Below are 14,704 nucleotides of genomic sequence, written 5' to 3'. Positions count from 1 at the left end.
TATGCCCGCTTTATTGTTTTTTGTCGAGCTGCTACCCTGTGCGCTTTACAGGCCACCTTTCGTTATCATGCTTAACCCCGAACTCCTCTTGTCCTTTCTCGGCGCCAGCTTTTTAATCGCCGTAGGCCCTGGGCCTTCCAATGCCTTTTTAATGGCGCAAACCTTTGCCAATGGCCGCCGCGCCGGATTGCATTGTGCTCTGGGTTTTGCTTTAGGTGGCGTGGCCCATACCCTGTTTGCCGTGGTCGGTTTATCGGCCTTGCTCAAGGCTTCCACCACCGCCTATACCACGGTGCAATACTTAGGGGCCTGCTATTTGGCTTATCTCGGGATTATGACTCTATGGCAAAGCTGGCAGCAAAATACGGTGGCTGATAGTTGTGACGACAAGCCCCATGTGCAAATTAAAAAACAAAGCCCACTGTTTCAAGCAATGATGACCGAGGTACTGAACCCCAAGGTGGCGCTCTTTTTTATCGCCTTTATTCCCCAGTTTGTAGACCCGACATTAAGCACCTCCACCACGGTTCAACTGGCCATATTTGGCCTGCTCTACCCTATCTTGGCGTTTCCTGTGGATTGCACCTACATCTATTTCGGTGACAAGGTTGCGCGTTACTTTAAACGCAATCCCAGTGCCCAACTCTGGATAGACAGGCTCACCGGGCTGATATTTATAGCACTGGCCATTAACCTGCTGCTCTAGCGCAACACGAGCTGACCGGTCTTTATTTTTGCTGCAACAACCAAAGATAGAACTGCTGCAAATCATCAAAGCGCCTGTCCACATGACTAAAGTCCTGAACCAGGGTATGACAATTGGGGATGGCGGCCACCGTTAGCCCGGCGTCTTTCGCCGAACGAGAGCCGGTGCTAGTGTCCTCAATGGCGACCCCTTGCGCGGCGGGCACCGACAGGTGCGCCAGGGCCTGCAAATAAGGCTCGGGGTGAGGTTTAGGGTTACGCACATCGTCCTTGCAGACGATGCAGCTAAACAGGGAAGCGAGCTGATAGCCCTGCAAAATGGGCTCTACCTCGTCACGGGTGCTGCCGGTCACCAAGGCCAGGGTAAAACCCGCTTGATGGGCCTGTTGTAAAGTTGTTTGGCCGTGAGCCATCAGCGGCGGCAAACTGCTTTGTGCCAGCTCGGCAAAGAGGGTATTTTTTCTGCTTGCCAGGGCTTTAGCACTGGCTTGAAGTTGATGTCGGCGCACCATGTCCTCGGCTGAGGCCAAGGTTGGACGCCCGGCATAGCGCTGACAAAACGTCGTTTGATCATAACGAATACCATAGTCGGCCAGTACCCGATCCCAACATTGAAAGTGCACCGCCTCTGAATCCACCAAGGTGCCGTCAAAATCAAATAATAAGGTGGTGATCATGCTCTATCCCCATAAACACAAAAGCGCCCTGAGGCGCTTTTAATACCAATTCTGTTAAATATGTGATCAGATATAGCGCTGGATAAATGATATGATCACAAGGCGGAGTTTTTCTTATGTAGTTATTCTACATAGAAAAATTCCAACACAGTGAGCATGATATTTAGCCCGCTAGAATGATTGGCTATTTAAGTGAATTGGTCTAACTTGCTGTGGGTGGCTCGGCGCTGGCCGGCTCACCGCTTTCCAGCTCAACCAGCTCATAGCCGCGAGCCTGGCGTACTACCTTGAGTACCGGCTTTTCAAAAGCGCTTTTGAGTCGCTCGGCATCGGCCTTAAGTTCGTCAAGGTCATGGCCAAACGGGGCGGCACCGGTTTCCGACCAGTTGCTCACCTTGCCATTGGCTGTGTATTCCACTTCGTGGATTTGATAAAGCGGCTCTTTGCCCTGCTCTTCCGCCAAGATGACGCGATAGTTCCAAAATCCAGACATGCAAATGCTCTCATGTATCTATAAAAACTGTACTGTACCAGTAAGGTGCGTGGATATAAACGAAAAAACCCGCCATCAAGGCGGGTTTTGAATTTCGTGCTTATTCGTTGACTTAGAAGAAGCTTACCTTGAACTCGGCGCCAATGTAGCGCTCTTCGTTCACCATGGCGGTGTTGTTGTTGAAATCAACGGCGCCAATGGCTTGCTGCTCGTCAAACAGGTTACGAACGAAGGCCGACACTTCATATTCGTTGTCGCCCTCAGCCCAGGCATAACCCGAACGCAGACCCACTTCGGTCAAGGCCTTGCCTTCAAACTCCACCGACTCGTATAAGAAGAAGTCGATCTCGCTGCGGTATGAAACGTCCGCATAGGTGAAGAACTCACCATCGGCCAGTTCACGGCTGTAACGAAGCGTTAGGTTAGAAATCCACTCAGGAGCGTGCGGCAGGCTGTTACCGTCCAAAATAGCACGGTCTTCAGGACCAAATGCACCCGGAACCTGATACGTTGGATCCGTAACCGTACACTGAGCACACACAGCAACCGCTAGGTCGTTGTCTTTTAGCTCGGTGTTGTTGTAGCTCAGGTTGAACGTGGCGTTTAGGTTGTCTGTCAGTACCCATTGAGTATCTAGCTCAAAACCATAACCAGTTGTTTTGTCAGCGTTAACCAGACGGTTAAAGTTCGCACCACCACCTACAGCGGTCAACTGCTGATCGTCCATGTTGTAATAGAAGATAGCGGCATTGATACGGCCTCGGCCATCCCATACGTCAGACTTGATACCGGTTTCGTACGAGGTCACGGTTTCCGATTCAGCCACGGTCACTTCGTCACCAAACAGGATACGACCCTGAATACTTGGCGCACGGAAGCTGTTAGCGATACGAGCATACCAGTTGATGTCGTCGGTCACTTTATAGTTGGTTGAGATATCCCAGCTAACATGGTCGTCGCTTGGGTTTTCTGTCAGGAACAAGGTACCGCCGCCAACTGGGCTAAGGGTACGGTTGGCCGTGAATTCTTTATCGTCATCAGAGTAACGCAGACCCACGGTCACTTTGAAATCATCGGTCACTGTGTAATCAACCGAGCCGAATACCGCCCAGGCTTCGGTGTCTTGTTGCTGATGCACATAACCGTTTAGGGCACCGTTGGCGGCCGTGTCATAGCTGAAGTTTTCAATGGTCAGGGCTTCATCAAAGTAGAACAAGCCTACCTGATAGTTGAAGTCGCCAGGGAAGTTACTTGAAAGGCGTAGCTCTTGCGTATATTGGTCGTGATCCGGAATACCGTCGGCACTTTCTGATGTGAACGGAATAAAGCCTGGGCCGCTTGGCACTGGCTGGCCGTCGATTTCATAACCGCCGTAACCACCGTCGATATCGGCGCGTGAGTAGATCTCAGCACTTTCCCACCCAGTGATCGAGGTTATCGTGTGCTCATCCAGATCCCACTCTAGGCGCAGGCTGGCACCTTGTGATTCTACTTGTTGAGTTGCACGTGACGCGGCATCGTGCTGAACCTTATCGTGGTCAAAACCAGATACTAGGTCGTTGCTGCCAGACTTGATGGCATTGGCACGAAACGCAATAGGCGTGCCGTCCATGTCACGAACATGGTAGTTAAATAGACCGGTAAACTCGTCGCCTTCATAAAGGAATTGAATACGAGCGGCCTGGTCGGTGTAACCGCCTAGCACGTCTTTTTGTTCAAAACCAGGAGCGACATTATCGATGTAATCGTCTTTATCTTGCCACAGCACAGACACACGCGTTGACAGGCGATCCGTTAAGGCGCCACCTACAGCACCTTCAAAATCGATAGCACCACGGCTGCCGTATGATACAGAACCATAGCCTTCAAATTCCTGACTTGGTTTAACGGTGTCGAACTTCACTAGACCCGCCGGAGTATTACGGCCAAACAGAGTACCCTGTGGGCCACGTAATACTTCAACGCGAGCCACGTCAAATACTGGGAAACCTTTTAGAATGGCGTTTTCTTGCACCACTTCGTCAACAACCAAAGAAACAGGTTGTGATGCGTTCAAATCGAAGTCGGTATTACCTAAACCACGCACGTAAAAACGTGGGAATGAACGGCCGAATGAAGATTCAATCGACAAGCTTGGGATCTTGGCATTCATAAAACGAATGTCCATACCCGCTGCGCTGTACGCATCCAGGCTGTCACCCTGAAGTGCAGAAACGGCTACAGGAACTTCCTGTGCATTTTCAACACGCTTACGAGCTGTAATTTGAATAACTTCAAGTGATTTGTCTTTCGCGGCCGGGCCTTGTTGCTCAGCAGCGGTAGAAGTGAATGCAGTACCTGCAGCAGCAGAGAACAGCGTTGCTTTTATTAGATTGGCAAGCGCAGTACGTTTCATCGCTTTCATGTCGGATTTAACCCTTATTTGTACTCTTTTGTTCATTGGTAGATATGTAGCGCCCTATCACCTGGCACAATGCTCAATTTTTCGCGTGCTCCACGCGGACCTTAAATTTGAGAGTACAAGCACAAATAAAAGGCTGAACATTACGGTGGCGAAGTATAGCATCTAAATTAAGCTTTACTTCAGATTTATTTCATTTTTTTGCAACATTTCCATTCATTTACCGACACAATCGGGAATTTTTAAAGGTTTTATCGACAACTAAGGACAATTGTCCTTTATGTGCAAAAAATAAGCATAGCCGAATTATAATATTTCGCGATACCGTCCAAACTTATAATTATAAAAGTATAACTTTGAGCCTAAGCGGTTAATAAATAGACCATTCAAAGATGCTCCGGAGGTGCTAACTCAATCTCAAGTTTGTGTAACAAGGATAACGCAGTCAGGTTGAGCGCTTCGCAGCGGGCCAAGTACTCATTAAAGTCGGTGGTTTCGATATAACAGAGCACCTCGATGCACAGCCCCCGCGGCACAAAACCGGTAAAACGCACTCGACAGGGGTTATCGGCGACATCTGGCTGCTGCTCCAGCATCTGGATTAGCTCCGTTTGCAACGCCGAGACTTGCGCACTTGAGGTACTCCTATCAAGGATCAACTCGGGGCGATAGGCTATGCGTTCGCGTTCGGAAATGTTTTCCAGCTCCATATCGACAAAGCGGGCATTGGGCACATGGATCACGGTGCGGTTTAAGGTGCGCACCCGGGTGGCCCGTAAACCTATTTCTTCCACCGTGCCAACCTGCTCGCCAAAGCGGCATACCTGCCCCACCCGCACCGGCGCCGATGAGTATAGGGTGATGGCACCTATGATATTCTCCACCGATTTTTGCGCCGCCAGGGCGACCGCCAAGCCACCAATACCCAACCCGGCCACTAAGGTGGTGGCGCTGAAGCCAAGGTTTTCCAGCCATAAAAATAACGCCATGATGACCACGGCGATTTGCACTACGTTGCCAAGCGGTCGCAGCAAATACACGGCTTGTTCATTGCCTTTTTGGATCAAGCGCTGACTAAAACGATAACGGACCACGTCGATGGCGCGCAGGACAAACCAGGTCCAGGCGATGATCAATAAGGTCGCCCCTTCAAATACCGCCTTGCTGGCCAGCGTCGAGTTGGCCTCAGAGGCCAGGTTGCGGGCCAAGATCACCCCGAGTAATAAACACAAGGGGCCGTTGATCAAACCACTGGCCTCGGCGCTTAAATCCGGTTTGATACGCTTGGCGATAAAGGCAAGCACCCGGGTAATGGCAAACGCCAATAAGAGATACACCAGCAAATTAGCGCTGTAATAGACCCATTGCCAAAGTTTGACCCCGAGAAAACTATGATCCGGGAGATTCTTGTAGAGCCACTCGCCGCTGGGGGAATAGCTGTATTGCTTCTTTAGTAAGGGGATTTGTGCCACCGTGGCATTGGAAATCTTCCAGATGTAGTCGCCGCCGCTGTCGGCTGGCACTCGTTGTAATAAGATCTGCACCGGCCCCTCTGAGGTTTTTAGCTCGCCCACCAGATCGCGATAGCTAGGGAGTAGATCCTGGCTTTTTCCTTGCGGTTGGCTACTGAGGCTTTGCAAATCGACCCACAGGGTGCGATCCAATACCAGATAAAGAATTTCCGCCAATTGCGGTTTGCCCAGCGCCAATACCTCGGGGCTCAGGTTACGAAAATCTAAATAGTCACTGGCCAGGGCAAAGTCACGGGTCCGTGCGGCGTTAAGGTAGCCCTGCATGGCTCCTCGTGGGGTTTCACGGTGGAGTTTATCCAGCAAGACCTCTTCAATCTCTTGAGCTTGCTCGGCCTGCTCCTGCTCACTGCGCTCCGGTTGCTGCTGTTGTAATATCTCTTTTACCGTTACCTTGCCTTGTGTGGCCCCACACAGGCCACTGACCACAATAAGGGCCAGTAAGCACACCCGTATCAACATCGTCTATCATCCTTACGTCCGTCCTAATTTAGCATAGTCAGCAAGCGTAAAAAGCTCACGCTTTATCGTTAAAAATTGCCAGAAAAGCAGACACTTGCTAGATTTAAACGGCTATTTTTATTTACGGGATTATCATGTTTAAGCCTCTTCAAAACCTAGTGGGTACTGCCATCAGTGCCGCCTTCGGCCTGACTCTTCTGGCTGTGTTTAGCCCAGCGCATGGCGCCACCTATGTTAAAGCCGGCAAAATGCTGGATGTCACCGATGGCAAGATTATTGACGATGTGGTTATTAGCATAGATGAGGGCGTGATCACAGATATTGGCCATGCCCTGCCGAGTGAACTCCAAGTCGAGGATCAATTAATCGACCTGGGCGATAAAATGCTGCTGCCCGGGCTGATGGACATGCATGTGCATCTGACCTCAGATCCCACCGTGCCGCGGGTGCAACGCTTTAGCGACTCGGCGCCGCGCAAGGCCATAAAAGCGGCCTACTTTGCCCATAAAACCCTGCTCGCCGGCTTTACCACGCTGCGTAACGTGGGTGCCACCGGCTACAGCGTGATTGCCCTGCGCGATGGCATCGACGCTGGCGATGTGCCCGGTCCTCGCATTTGGGCGGCGGGCCCTTCCTTGGGGGTCACGGGGGGACACTGCGACAACAACCGGGTACCGCCGGAGTTAAATTATCGCGCTGAAGGCGTGGCCGATGGTCCTTGGGCGGTGCGCGCCAAGGTGCGTGAAAACATTAAATACGGGGCCAACGTGATCAAGTTTTGCGCCACCGGCGGCGTTTTCTCCAAAGGCACCAAGGTGGGCGTACAGCAGTACAGCCAGGAAGAAATGAACGCCTTGGTGGAAGAAGCTCATTTACGCGGTTTAACCGTAGCGGCCCACGCCCATGGCACCAGCGGCATTAAAGCAGCCATTATCGCCGGCGTCGATAGTGTTGAACACGTAAGCTTTATCGATGACGAGGGCATAAAACTCGCGAAAAAGCATGGCACCTGGTTGTCGATGGATATCTATAACACCGAATACACCCTCACCTTTGGTGAGCAAAATGGCGTCGCCGAGGAAAACCTCAATAAAGAGCGCCAGGTATCCAAGCGTCAGCGAGAAAGCTTTAGTCGTGCGGTGGATGCCGGATTGAATATGGTATTTGGTACCGATGCCGCTATCTATCCGCATGGTGATAATGCCAAGCAGTTCTCTCGCATGGTGGAGTTTGGAATGACGCCCTTAGAGGCCATTCAAAGCGCCACCATCAATGCCGCCAAGCTCTTGCGTGCCGAAAAGCAATTAGGCCAGATAAACACTGACTTTGCCGCCGATATTATTGCCGTCGAGGGCAATCCACTGGAAGATATCAGCGTCTTGGAGCGGGTTGATTTTGTTATGAAAGCAGGCCAAGTTTATAAACAGCCACAATAGGAGCGAATAATGAGTATTAATACTTCAATAACGGGTCAGTGGCCAATTTTTGTTATCCAAGGATTTATCGCCATTATCTTTGCTGCCGTTGCCTGGTTTTCACCGCAAGCGACCATAGGCGCCTTAATTTTTGTCTTTGCCGCCTTTTTTATGTTCGACGGCTGCTCGCGAGTATGGCTGGCGTTTAAACAAAAGCAGTATTCATCCTACTGGCACCTGACATTGATCGCCGGCATTCTGGGAATTTTAGCGGCCATAGTCACGGTCAGCATGCCGCAACTAACCGCCTTGATCATGCTCTATTTGATCGCGTTTTGGGCCATCGCCATCGGCATGATGGAAATGGCCGCGGCCATCAAGCTTTTTAAACACCTGCAGGGAGTGACCTTGTTGCTGTTAAGCGGTGTGGTGTCGATTATCTTTGGCATCTATCTGATCATTAACCCGGGCCAGGGGATCATTGCCATGCTTTGGCTGGTCGCCATTTATGCCTTTGCCTTCGGCATCATCTTATGTTGGCTGGGCTTCAAGCTACGCGCCTTGGATAAGGCACAGGCTTAATAGATTCGTCCCCGGTGGTCCTAACGGGCACCGGGGCATGGGTGTTTAGTGTAACGCGGCGCGATATGGCAAGGAGGCACAGATTTGTGCTTCGCGGGTGATCACCTCGGCCAAGCGGGCATCCACTTCTTCTTTATCGAAATACTCATAGGCCAGCTCCACAAACAGGTTTTTGTGTTTTTCTTCGGATTTGGCGATGGCGGTGTAAAACTCCTTATTCTTACCCGGCGGCAGCGCTTCGGCAATCAGCGCAAAACGCTCATGGCCTCGAGCCTCAATCACCGCAGCCACCAAGAGTCGGTCAAGCATAAACACCTCTTTGCCATGGCGGAACATGCCGCGCAACTGGTTTACATAGGGGTCTTTTTTATCGTCGCCAAGATTAACGTCACGCTCGGTCAGCAGCTTCACCACCTGCTTAAAGTGGATCATTTCTTCCAGTGCCAAGTCTGTCATGGCCTTCACCAGTTTACGCTTATCCGGATAGTGAGACAGCATGGACAGCGCCATACCCGAGGCTTTTTTCTCGGCGGCGGCGTGGTCTTGTAAAAAGGCATCGAAGTCGGCAAGCACCGCATCGGTCCATTGCTGTGGAGTATTAAATTCGAGTTCAAACATAAGGATTACTAACAACTAAAATTGGCGCTATTGTACGCAGCCATCGTCCTTCACGCTAGTCCATCTCAACGGTCGATGGCCGTTCACCCAACCACCAGCTATCAAGATTATCAACCTTGCCATTACGGGTCGAAGCGATTTTCAACGGGCTTTTTATATCGCGCCACGCCATCACCTTATTGCCCTTATTGAGGTGGGCAAACGCGCCTGCCTGTGGAGGCACTTGTAAAAAGCGGCAGAAGGTTTGATAGGCTCCGGGTTCGCTCAAATTTAGGCACAGTAAGCGCTCGCTCTGATCGGCAAAATATTCGCGTACCTGATGCTGGTGACGACGATAGCAGTGCAACAGGTGCTCATCATCCCCGAGTGTTTGCTCATTGAGGGGCGCAAACACTCGCCCATAGCTTTGTTTTAGTAAAGGACTAAAGCCGCCATGGGTGCATAACAGGTTATCACTCATGCGCGCTAATAATTGTTTAATGGATGCCAGCCAAGACTGCTCGTCGCGGCATAGGAGAATAAAGCGGCTATGCGGATAGCGTTTGGCAAGTTCGGGGAAATGGCTAAAACAGGGGGTGTCGGCCACTACCTGCGCCTGTTCAAAGCACGCCTGGGTATAAGCGGTGTGCGCCGTGGGCAAACCCAATTGCAAGGCCGCCACACACACACTGGTGGTGCCGGTACGCGGCAAGCCCAGCACAAATATTTTCTCTACTGCATTCATTAGGGGTGGCCTTGATCCGCGCCCAAAAAATAAGGGCGCCATTATACCCATGCCCCTTCATCTATGCGACCCTGGGCTTGTGCTTTTATGCAGACAAAAAAACGGCGGTTAAATACACCGCCGCAACCTGGGAGCTGCTTGAAACAGCATTGCTAATTATAGCCGTCTTTCACAAATTAGTAATATTTATCACTTTTATCATTGCCATAGCCGTCATCGAACAGGGTGCGCAGGCTGTCGGCAAAGGATTTCAGCTTTTCTTTCATGGTTCTTTTTACGCTAATTTCTACGCTGCCTAAAACATTTCGGCCGGTGAGTAAAATGCGCGGGCGTTGGCGATCTTGTGAGCGCGGGCCTAAGGCCACCCGTTTATTGACCGTGGAGGCGATAAGTTAGTGGTCTGAGTCACCACATCAACGCCCTCCGGCACATAAATCTCACAACTGCCGACATAGCAGTTAAGGTGAATATGCACGTCCGGGTGACTGAAAATGGCATTGCTGAAGTCCAGCTCTAAGGTACCGAGCACGTTCTTTATCTGCATTTCCTTAGGGACCACCCAATCGCCGCCACGGTGATCCGTGCTTAAAATGGTGGTCATAGTGGACGCCGCTGGTTGCTCATCGCCACGACTGTATTGCGGGCGTAGACGTGCCGCCTTTTCACTTTGATAGCGCGGATCCGCTTGTAAGGATAGATCGGCAACCAGGGAGGCGAGATATTCTTGCTCCGTGCTGTCATAGGCTGCATCCAAACGGCGCTCAAACGCCTCGGCGGAAAGCTCGCCATGACTATAATTGAGGATAAGCTGATCTATGACTTCCTCTTTGACCTGCTCTAGGGGTCTATCCGCAATGGGTACCGACATAATTCAATTCCTTTAAAAAGTTATCCTATATAGGTTGCTAAGCTTACAGCAAGCTTTAGACCAAGATGAAAAGTACATATAAATCAGATAGATAAATAAAAGTTCGGTAGCTCAAACAGGTAGCAGTGACTAAGTTTACGTATTTATCACCACTTTTTAGCAAAATTTACATATGCGTTTTAATTAACGCCAGAAGTCGACAAGCTGCTAACCAGCCACCAGGTGCCCAACACCAGCGCACTCAGGGCGGCGATGCCTTTCATTTTATGTTTGCGGATCACCTTTTCCGCCTGATTGCCGGCGAAATGCACAATCAGGGCGAGACCAAAATAACGTATCGAGCGGGCAATGGCGGTGGCGAGGAAAAAAAGCCACAGGGAGTAATGGGTCGCCCCCGCCGCCAGCATGGCAATTTGAAAAGGGATAGGCACTATGCCCAGGGTCAGCACAAACCAAAAGCCCTGGCTGTGCATTTGCGCTTTAACATTGGCGAATTGCTCCGGGGTGGAAAACAGACCAATGAGCCAATCGCCCAGTACATCGAAAAGGTAATAACCCAGGGCATAACCAAACAAGGCACCAAGCATACAGCCCAGGGTTGCTACCAGGGCAATAGCCCAAATTTTATCGCGCCGCGCCTGCATAAGCGGCACCAATAGGGCTTCCAAGGGGACGGGGACTATGGTCGACTCTAAAAATGAGGCCAGGGTCACACCCCAAAGCATATGCCGCGAGTGGATCCACTGTCGTGTTTTTTGCACAAGTCGCCCATATAACCCCATCACTTCTCCAAAAATCGTCTGGCGCCACCTAGTCAGCGCTATGTCTCTACTATCCCAAAAAGGGTACGCAATTCAATATAAATAACCGCTTAAACCTGGGTATTTTATCCGCTGTTCCTGCTGCCCAAGTGCAATTGTGACCAGCAGTACTGCGCGCCCATGTCACCCAAGGCTTGTACATAACTCTGGTATGCCTCTTTCGCGTAATGCCGCGAACAGGCGTTCATAAAGCCATGATTAAACTCGGTGGAAATGATTTCAACATTTTCCTTGGCAGACAAGGCCTGAGCCAGGTCGTTGATATCGAAATGAGGCTCACTTTTTGGCAATACCAGGGTGACCGGAATTGTCGGTGTTAACTCCAGGTGATGACGAATTTGCCCACCATAAAACAACAACATACCTGTGATATTGTCTAAGCCCTTGTGCGCTGCAAGTTGCCATAGAGCAGCGGCACCCACACTAAAGCCGATAAGGCTTGTTGGCATTGCTAAGCCACCCAAGTGAGCGCTTAAAAGCTGACGATAAGACGCCAACCCCACATGGGCCATAAAATGGTCGTACGCTTGCTCTTCACTGGTAAAATCCATTGGCTCACCGCCATACGGATCGACAATACGCACCTTATTACCTAGCTCAGCAGCCAGACGCTCCAGCGCCCTGGTCCGCCCGAAGATATCGCTGACGATAATACGCTGCATGGACAGACCCTCAGTCATTACCCTAACCGCGCCAAGAGCTCTTGTTGGGTGGCTTTTGGCAACTTCGCCACTACTAACAGGTAAGAATTATCCATCATGCGCTCAACTTCCCCCATTGGAATGCTGCCGTCTAAAATCACCGTATTCCAAAGACGCTTATCCATATGATATCCCGGCAGCACAGCGCTAAAAATATCGCGCAGCGCCTGCGCCTCATCCGGGTCGCACTTGAGATTCATTTGCCATTGCGGTGCGCCATCGTTAATACCACGCAGTGTTAAGGTGGCAAACATCTTACCCGCCACCTTATAGACATCCACTCCCGGGCCAAAGGGCTGCTCTACCTTGGCGTGTGGCTTTTTGAGCAAATAATTATGGGCCTGACTGTGGTCCATGGCGCCACCTTATCGTTGGAGTATTGAGCGCTATCTTAGGCAAACTTGGGCGCTTTTACTAATTTCTTATCCGCGGGGCCCATTTTAGCGAGTGGGGGTCACTGAAACCTGAACTTAATCGAACAAATTTTGCACTTTGTCGCGTCCGGCTTGAAAGCCTCTAGTTGCGCACCTAGGATAATTTTTTATCCTAAATAAAGCATCTGTAATGAAAAAATTCGGTTTTCCCCTATTTAGCAAAGTGCTTGGCAGCGCCTTTGGCACAGCCCTTGGTACAGCCCTACTCGTCGCCAGTTCAGCTTACGCCGATACTCACCAAGGTTTTACCTCCGAAGATATTTTTGCCCTTGAATATGTGAGCGACCCGCAAATCAGTCCCGATGGCAGCCATATTGTCTATGTGCGCAACGGCTACGATATTATGACCGACAGCGCCACCAAATCATTGTGGCTCTATCGTCTTAAAGACGACACCCATGTTCCCCTGTTCGCCGATCAATACAATTACAGTCAGCCGCGTTGGTCACCGGATGGCAAGCGCCTTGTTTTTAGCAGCAATCGCAGCGGCTCAAACCAACTGCATATGTATTATTTGGCCGAGGACAAAGAGGCACTGCTGACCCAGCTGCCTAAATCCGCAGGCGATCTTAGCTGGTCTCCCGATGGCACCAAGCTGGCCTTTACCATGAATGTAAAAGAGGGAAAAACCGACTATGTAAAGTCGGTCAAGCTACCGACGAAACCCGAGGGTGCCAAGTGGTCCGAGCCGGTCACGGTAATTGAAAAAGCCCGTTATCAGGCCGATGGCAGCGGCTTTTTAGAACCCAGTTATCGCCACGTTTTCGTGCTCCCCGTCGAAGGCGGTACGCCGCGCCAGCTTACCCAAGGCGATTTCCAGCATTATGGCCCCATTACCTGGCAACCAGACAACAGCGCGGTAATATTCTCCAGCGATCAGCACCCACAGTGGGAATACCGCACCACAGAGTCGGACCTCTATGCCGTTAACCTGACATCGGGCAAGCTCACGCAGCTAACCGACCTACCGGGACGTGAAAGCCAGGCTACCTTTTCGGCCAGGGGCGATACACTTGCCTTTCTTACCCGCGACAATGAGCCGGTACCCTACGTCAACACCAACCTGGCCATGCTGGACGTAGACAGTGGCAAAATCACCACCCTGAGCGCCGATTTGGACCGCTCCATTGCCGACTACCGTTGGTCAGGTAAGGGAGACTTTGTGGTGCAATATGACGACTTTGGTAAGCGCAAACTGGCCTCCATGAACACCAAGGGTAAGGTAAACGAGCTGGTCGATAATGTCTCCGGCACCTCGCTGGGTCGCCCCTATGTCAGCGGCGAGTTCTCCATGGCCAATAATGGCACCCTGGCCTATACCTCGGGCAGTAGCCAACGCCCCGCCGATCTCGGCTACAGCCGTAAAGGCAAATCGCGCACCCTCACTAACCTCAACGAAGATCTGCTTGGACATAAAACCCTGGGCCAGGTGCATGAGTTGAATGTCGCTTCACAGTTCGATGGCGAAAACATTCAGGGCTGGTATATCACCCCGCCAAACTTTGATGCCAACAAAAAGTACCCGCTGTTGGTGGAAATTCACGGCGGTCCGCACCTGGCCTATGGCCCACACTTTAGTGCCGAGTTACAACGCTACGCCAGCGAGGGCTATGTGGTGGTGTATGTGAACTACCGTGGCTCCACCAGCTATGGCAAAGACTTTGCGCTGCTGCTCGATGGTAAATACTCCTCTAAGGAAGACTTTGCGGACCATAACTCGGCGGTGGATGCGCTGATAGCAAAAGGCTTTATCGACAGCAACAACCTCTATATTGCCGGCGGCTCCGCGGGCGGCATAGCCACCGCCTACGCCATTGGCCTCACCGATCGTTTTAATGCCGCGGCCATCACCAAGCCGGTGATCAACTGGGTGAGTAAGGTATTAACCGCCGACAGTTATCTTGGGCAGATCCGCAACCAGTTCCCGGGCCTCCCTTGGGATAACCTGGAGCACTACTGGCAGCGCTCGCCGCTGTCCTTGGTAGGCAATGTCACCACCCCGGCCATGATCATGACCGGTGAGCAAGACCGCCGCACGCCTATTTCTGAGTCGGAGCAATTCTATCAGGCCCTGCAACTGCAACGGGTAGACAGCGTGTTGATCCGTGTACCCGGCGCCCCACACGGCATCGCCGCGCGGCCATCAAGAATGATCTCGAAAATCGAGCACACCCTGGCCTGGTTTGCCCGCTATAAAAAGTAACCCCCAATGCGGTGACCGCTGGTCGTTGACCACAGGTCGTTGTCCACTGGTCACCGCTTTTTCCAAAAAAG

Annotated in this window: 15 protein-coding genes; 5 read left to right on the top strand and 10 right to left on the bottom strand. The window is 51.3% G+C overall.

The window, feature by feature from the left end; genetic code table 11:
• Positions 1–67: 67 nt before the first annotated feature.
• Positions 68–706, top strand: coding sequence for a LysE family translocator (locus C2M36_RS12960; protein WP_105255517.1), 639 nt, complete (start codon positions 68–70; stop codon positions 704–706).
• Between the two features lie 22 nt (positions 707–728).
• Here the strand turns inward: C2M36_RS12960 and C2M36_RS12955 are convergent, their stop codons facing one another.
• From C2M36_RS12955 to C2M36_RS12940, 4 genes are all read right to left on the bottom strand, one after another.
• A complete protein-coding gene (locus C2M36_RS12955; protein WP_105255246.1) occupies positions 729–1,382 on the bottom strand; it encodes an HAD family hydrolase in 654 nt (217 codons plus the stop codon).
• A gap of 202 nt (positions 1,383–1,584) precedes the next feature.
• On the bottom strand, positions 1,585–1,875 hold the full coding sequence (locus C2M36_RS12950; protein ID WP_105190169.1) for a hypothetical protein: 291 nt from the start codon (positions 1,873–1,875) through the stop codon (positions 1,585–1,587).
• 112 nt (positions 1,876–1,987) lie between these two features.
• Complete coding sequence (locus C2M36_RS12945; RefSeq protein WP_105255245.1) at positions 1,988–4,279, bottom strand: TonB-dependent receptor; 2,292 nt, start codon at positions 4,277–4,279, stop codon at positions 1,988–1,990.
• 383 nt (positions 4,280–4,662) lie between these two features.
• Positions 4,663–6,267 carry a mechanosensitive ion channel family protein gene (locus C2M36_RS12940; protein ID WP_105255244.1) on the bottom strand — a complete coding sequence of 535 codons (1,605 nt, stop codon included), beginning with the start codon at positions 6,265–6,267 and terminating at the stop codon, positions 4,663–4,665.
• A gap of 134 nt (positions 6,268–6,401) precedes the next feature.
• Here C2M36_RS12940 and C2M36_RS12935 point away from each other — a divergent pair, with 134 nt between their 5' ends.
• On the top strand, positions 6,402–7,703 hold the full coding sequence (locus tag C2M36_RS12935; protein WP_105255243.1) for a Xaa-Pro dipeptidase: 1,302 nt from the start codon (positions 6,402–6,404) through the stop codon (positions 7,701–7,703).
• Between the two features lie 9 nt (positions 7,704–7,712).
• A complete protein-coding gene (locus tag C2M36_RS12930) occupies positions 7,713–8,264 on the top strand; it encodes an HdeD family acid-resistance protein (protein WP_105255242.1) in 552 nt (183 codons plus the stop codon).
• 45 nt (positions 8,265–8,309) lie between these two features.
• Here C2M36_RS12930 and C2M36_RS12925 read toward each other — a convergent pair whose 3' ends face one another.
• The gene (locus tag C2M36_RS12925; RefSeq protein ID WP_105255241.1) at positions 8,310–8,882 is read right to left on the bottom strand and encodes a tRNA-(ms[2]io[6]A)-hydroxylase; all 573 of its coding nucleotides are present in this window, start codon (positions 8,880–8,882) and stop codon (positions 8,310–8,312) included.
• A 55-nt stretch (positions 8,883–8,937) separates the two neighbouring features.
• Positions 8,938–9,606 carry a sulfotransferase family protein gene (locus C2M36_RS12920; protein WP_105190174.1) on the bottom strand — a complete coding sequence of 223 codons (669 nt, stop codon included), beginning with the start codon at positions 9,604–9,606 and terminating at the stop codon, positions 8,938–8,940.
• Between the two features lie 11 nt (positions 9,607–9,617).
• Here C2M36_RS12920 and C2M36_RS17150 point away from each other — a divergent pair, with 11 nt between their 5' ends.
• Positions 9,618–9,905 (top strand): hypothetical protein, encoded by a 288-nt coding sequence (locus C2M36_RS17150; RefSeq protein ID WP_325050552.1) that lies wholly within the window; start codon positions 9,618–9,620, stop codon positions 9,903–9,905.
• Between the two features lie 56 nt (positions 9,906–9,961).
• Here the strand turns inward: C2M36_RS17150 and C2M36_RS12915 are convergent, their stop codons facing one another.
• From C2M36_RS12915 to C2M36_RS12900, 4 genes are all read right to left on the bottom strand, one after another.
• On the bottom strand, positions 9,962–10,474 hold the full coding sequence (locus tag C2M36_RS12915; RefSeq protein WP_325050551.1) for a LiaF domain-containing protein: 513 nt from the start codon (positions 10,472–10,474) through the stop codon (positions 9,962–9,964).
• Positions 10,475–10,653: 179 nt separating this feature from the next.
• A complete protein-coding gene (locus tag C2M36_RS12910; protein WP_105190176.1) occupies positions 10,654–11,256 on the bottom strand; it encodes a YqaA family protein in 603 nt (200 codons plus the stop codon).
• Between the two features lie 104 nt (positions 11,257–11,360).
• Positions 11,361–11,975, bottom strand: coding sequence for a dienelactone hydrolase family protein (locus tag C2M36_RS12905; protein WP_105255240.1), 615 nt, complete (start codon positions 11,973–11,975; stop codon positions 11,361–11,363).
• Entirely contained in the window at positions 11,975–12,352 is a 378-nt protein-coding gene (locus tag C2M36_RS12900; RefSeq protein ID WP_105190178.1) for an MmcQ/YjbR family DNA-binding protein, read from the bottom strand. The genes C2M36_RS12905 and C2M36_RS12900 overlap by 1 nt, the downstream gene beginning before the upstream one ends.
• Before the next feature lie 208 nt (positions 12,353–12,560).
• Here C2M36_RS12900 and C2M36_RS12895 point away from each other — a divergent pair, with 208 nt between their 5' ends.
• On the top strand, positions 12,561–14,633 hold the full coding sequence (locus C2M36_RS12895) for a S9 family peptidase (protein ID WP_105255239.1): 2,073 nt from the start codon (positions 12,561–12,563) through the stop codon (positions 14,631–14,633).
• Positions 14,634–14,704 lie beyond the last annotated feature (71 nt).

Origin of the sequence: Pseudoalteromonas sp. T1lg75 (assembly GCF_002964705.1) — a bacterium.
In the GTDB taxonomy this organism is placed as follows: domain Bacteria; phylum Pseudomonadota; class Gammaproteobacteria; order Enterobacterales; family Alteromonadaceae; genus Pseudoalteromonas.
The sequence above is the reverse complement of the archived record's forward strand: the minus strand, read 5'-3'. Positions and strand labels throughout refer to the sequence as shown.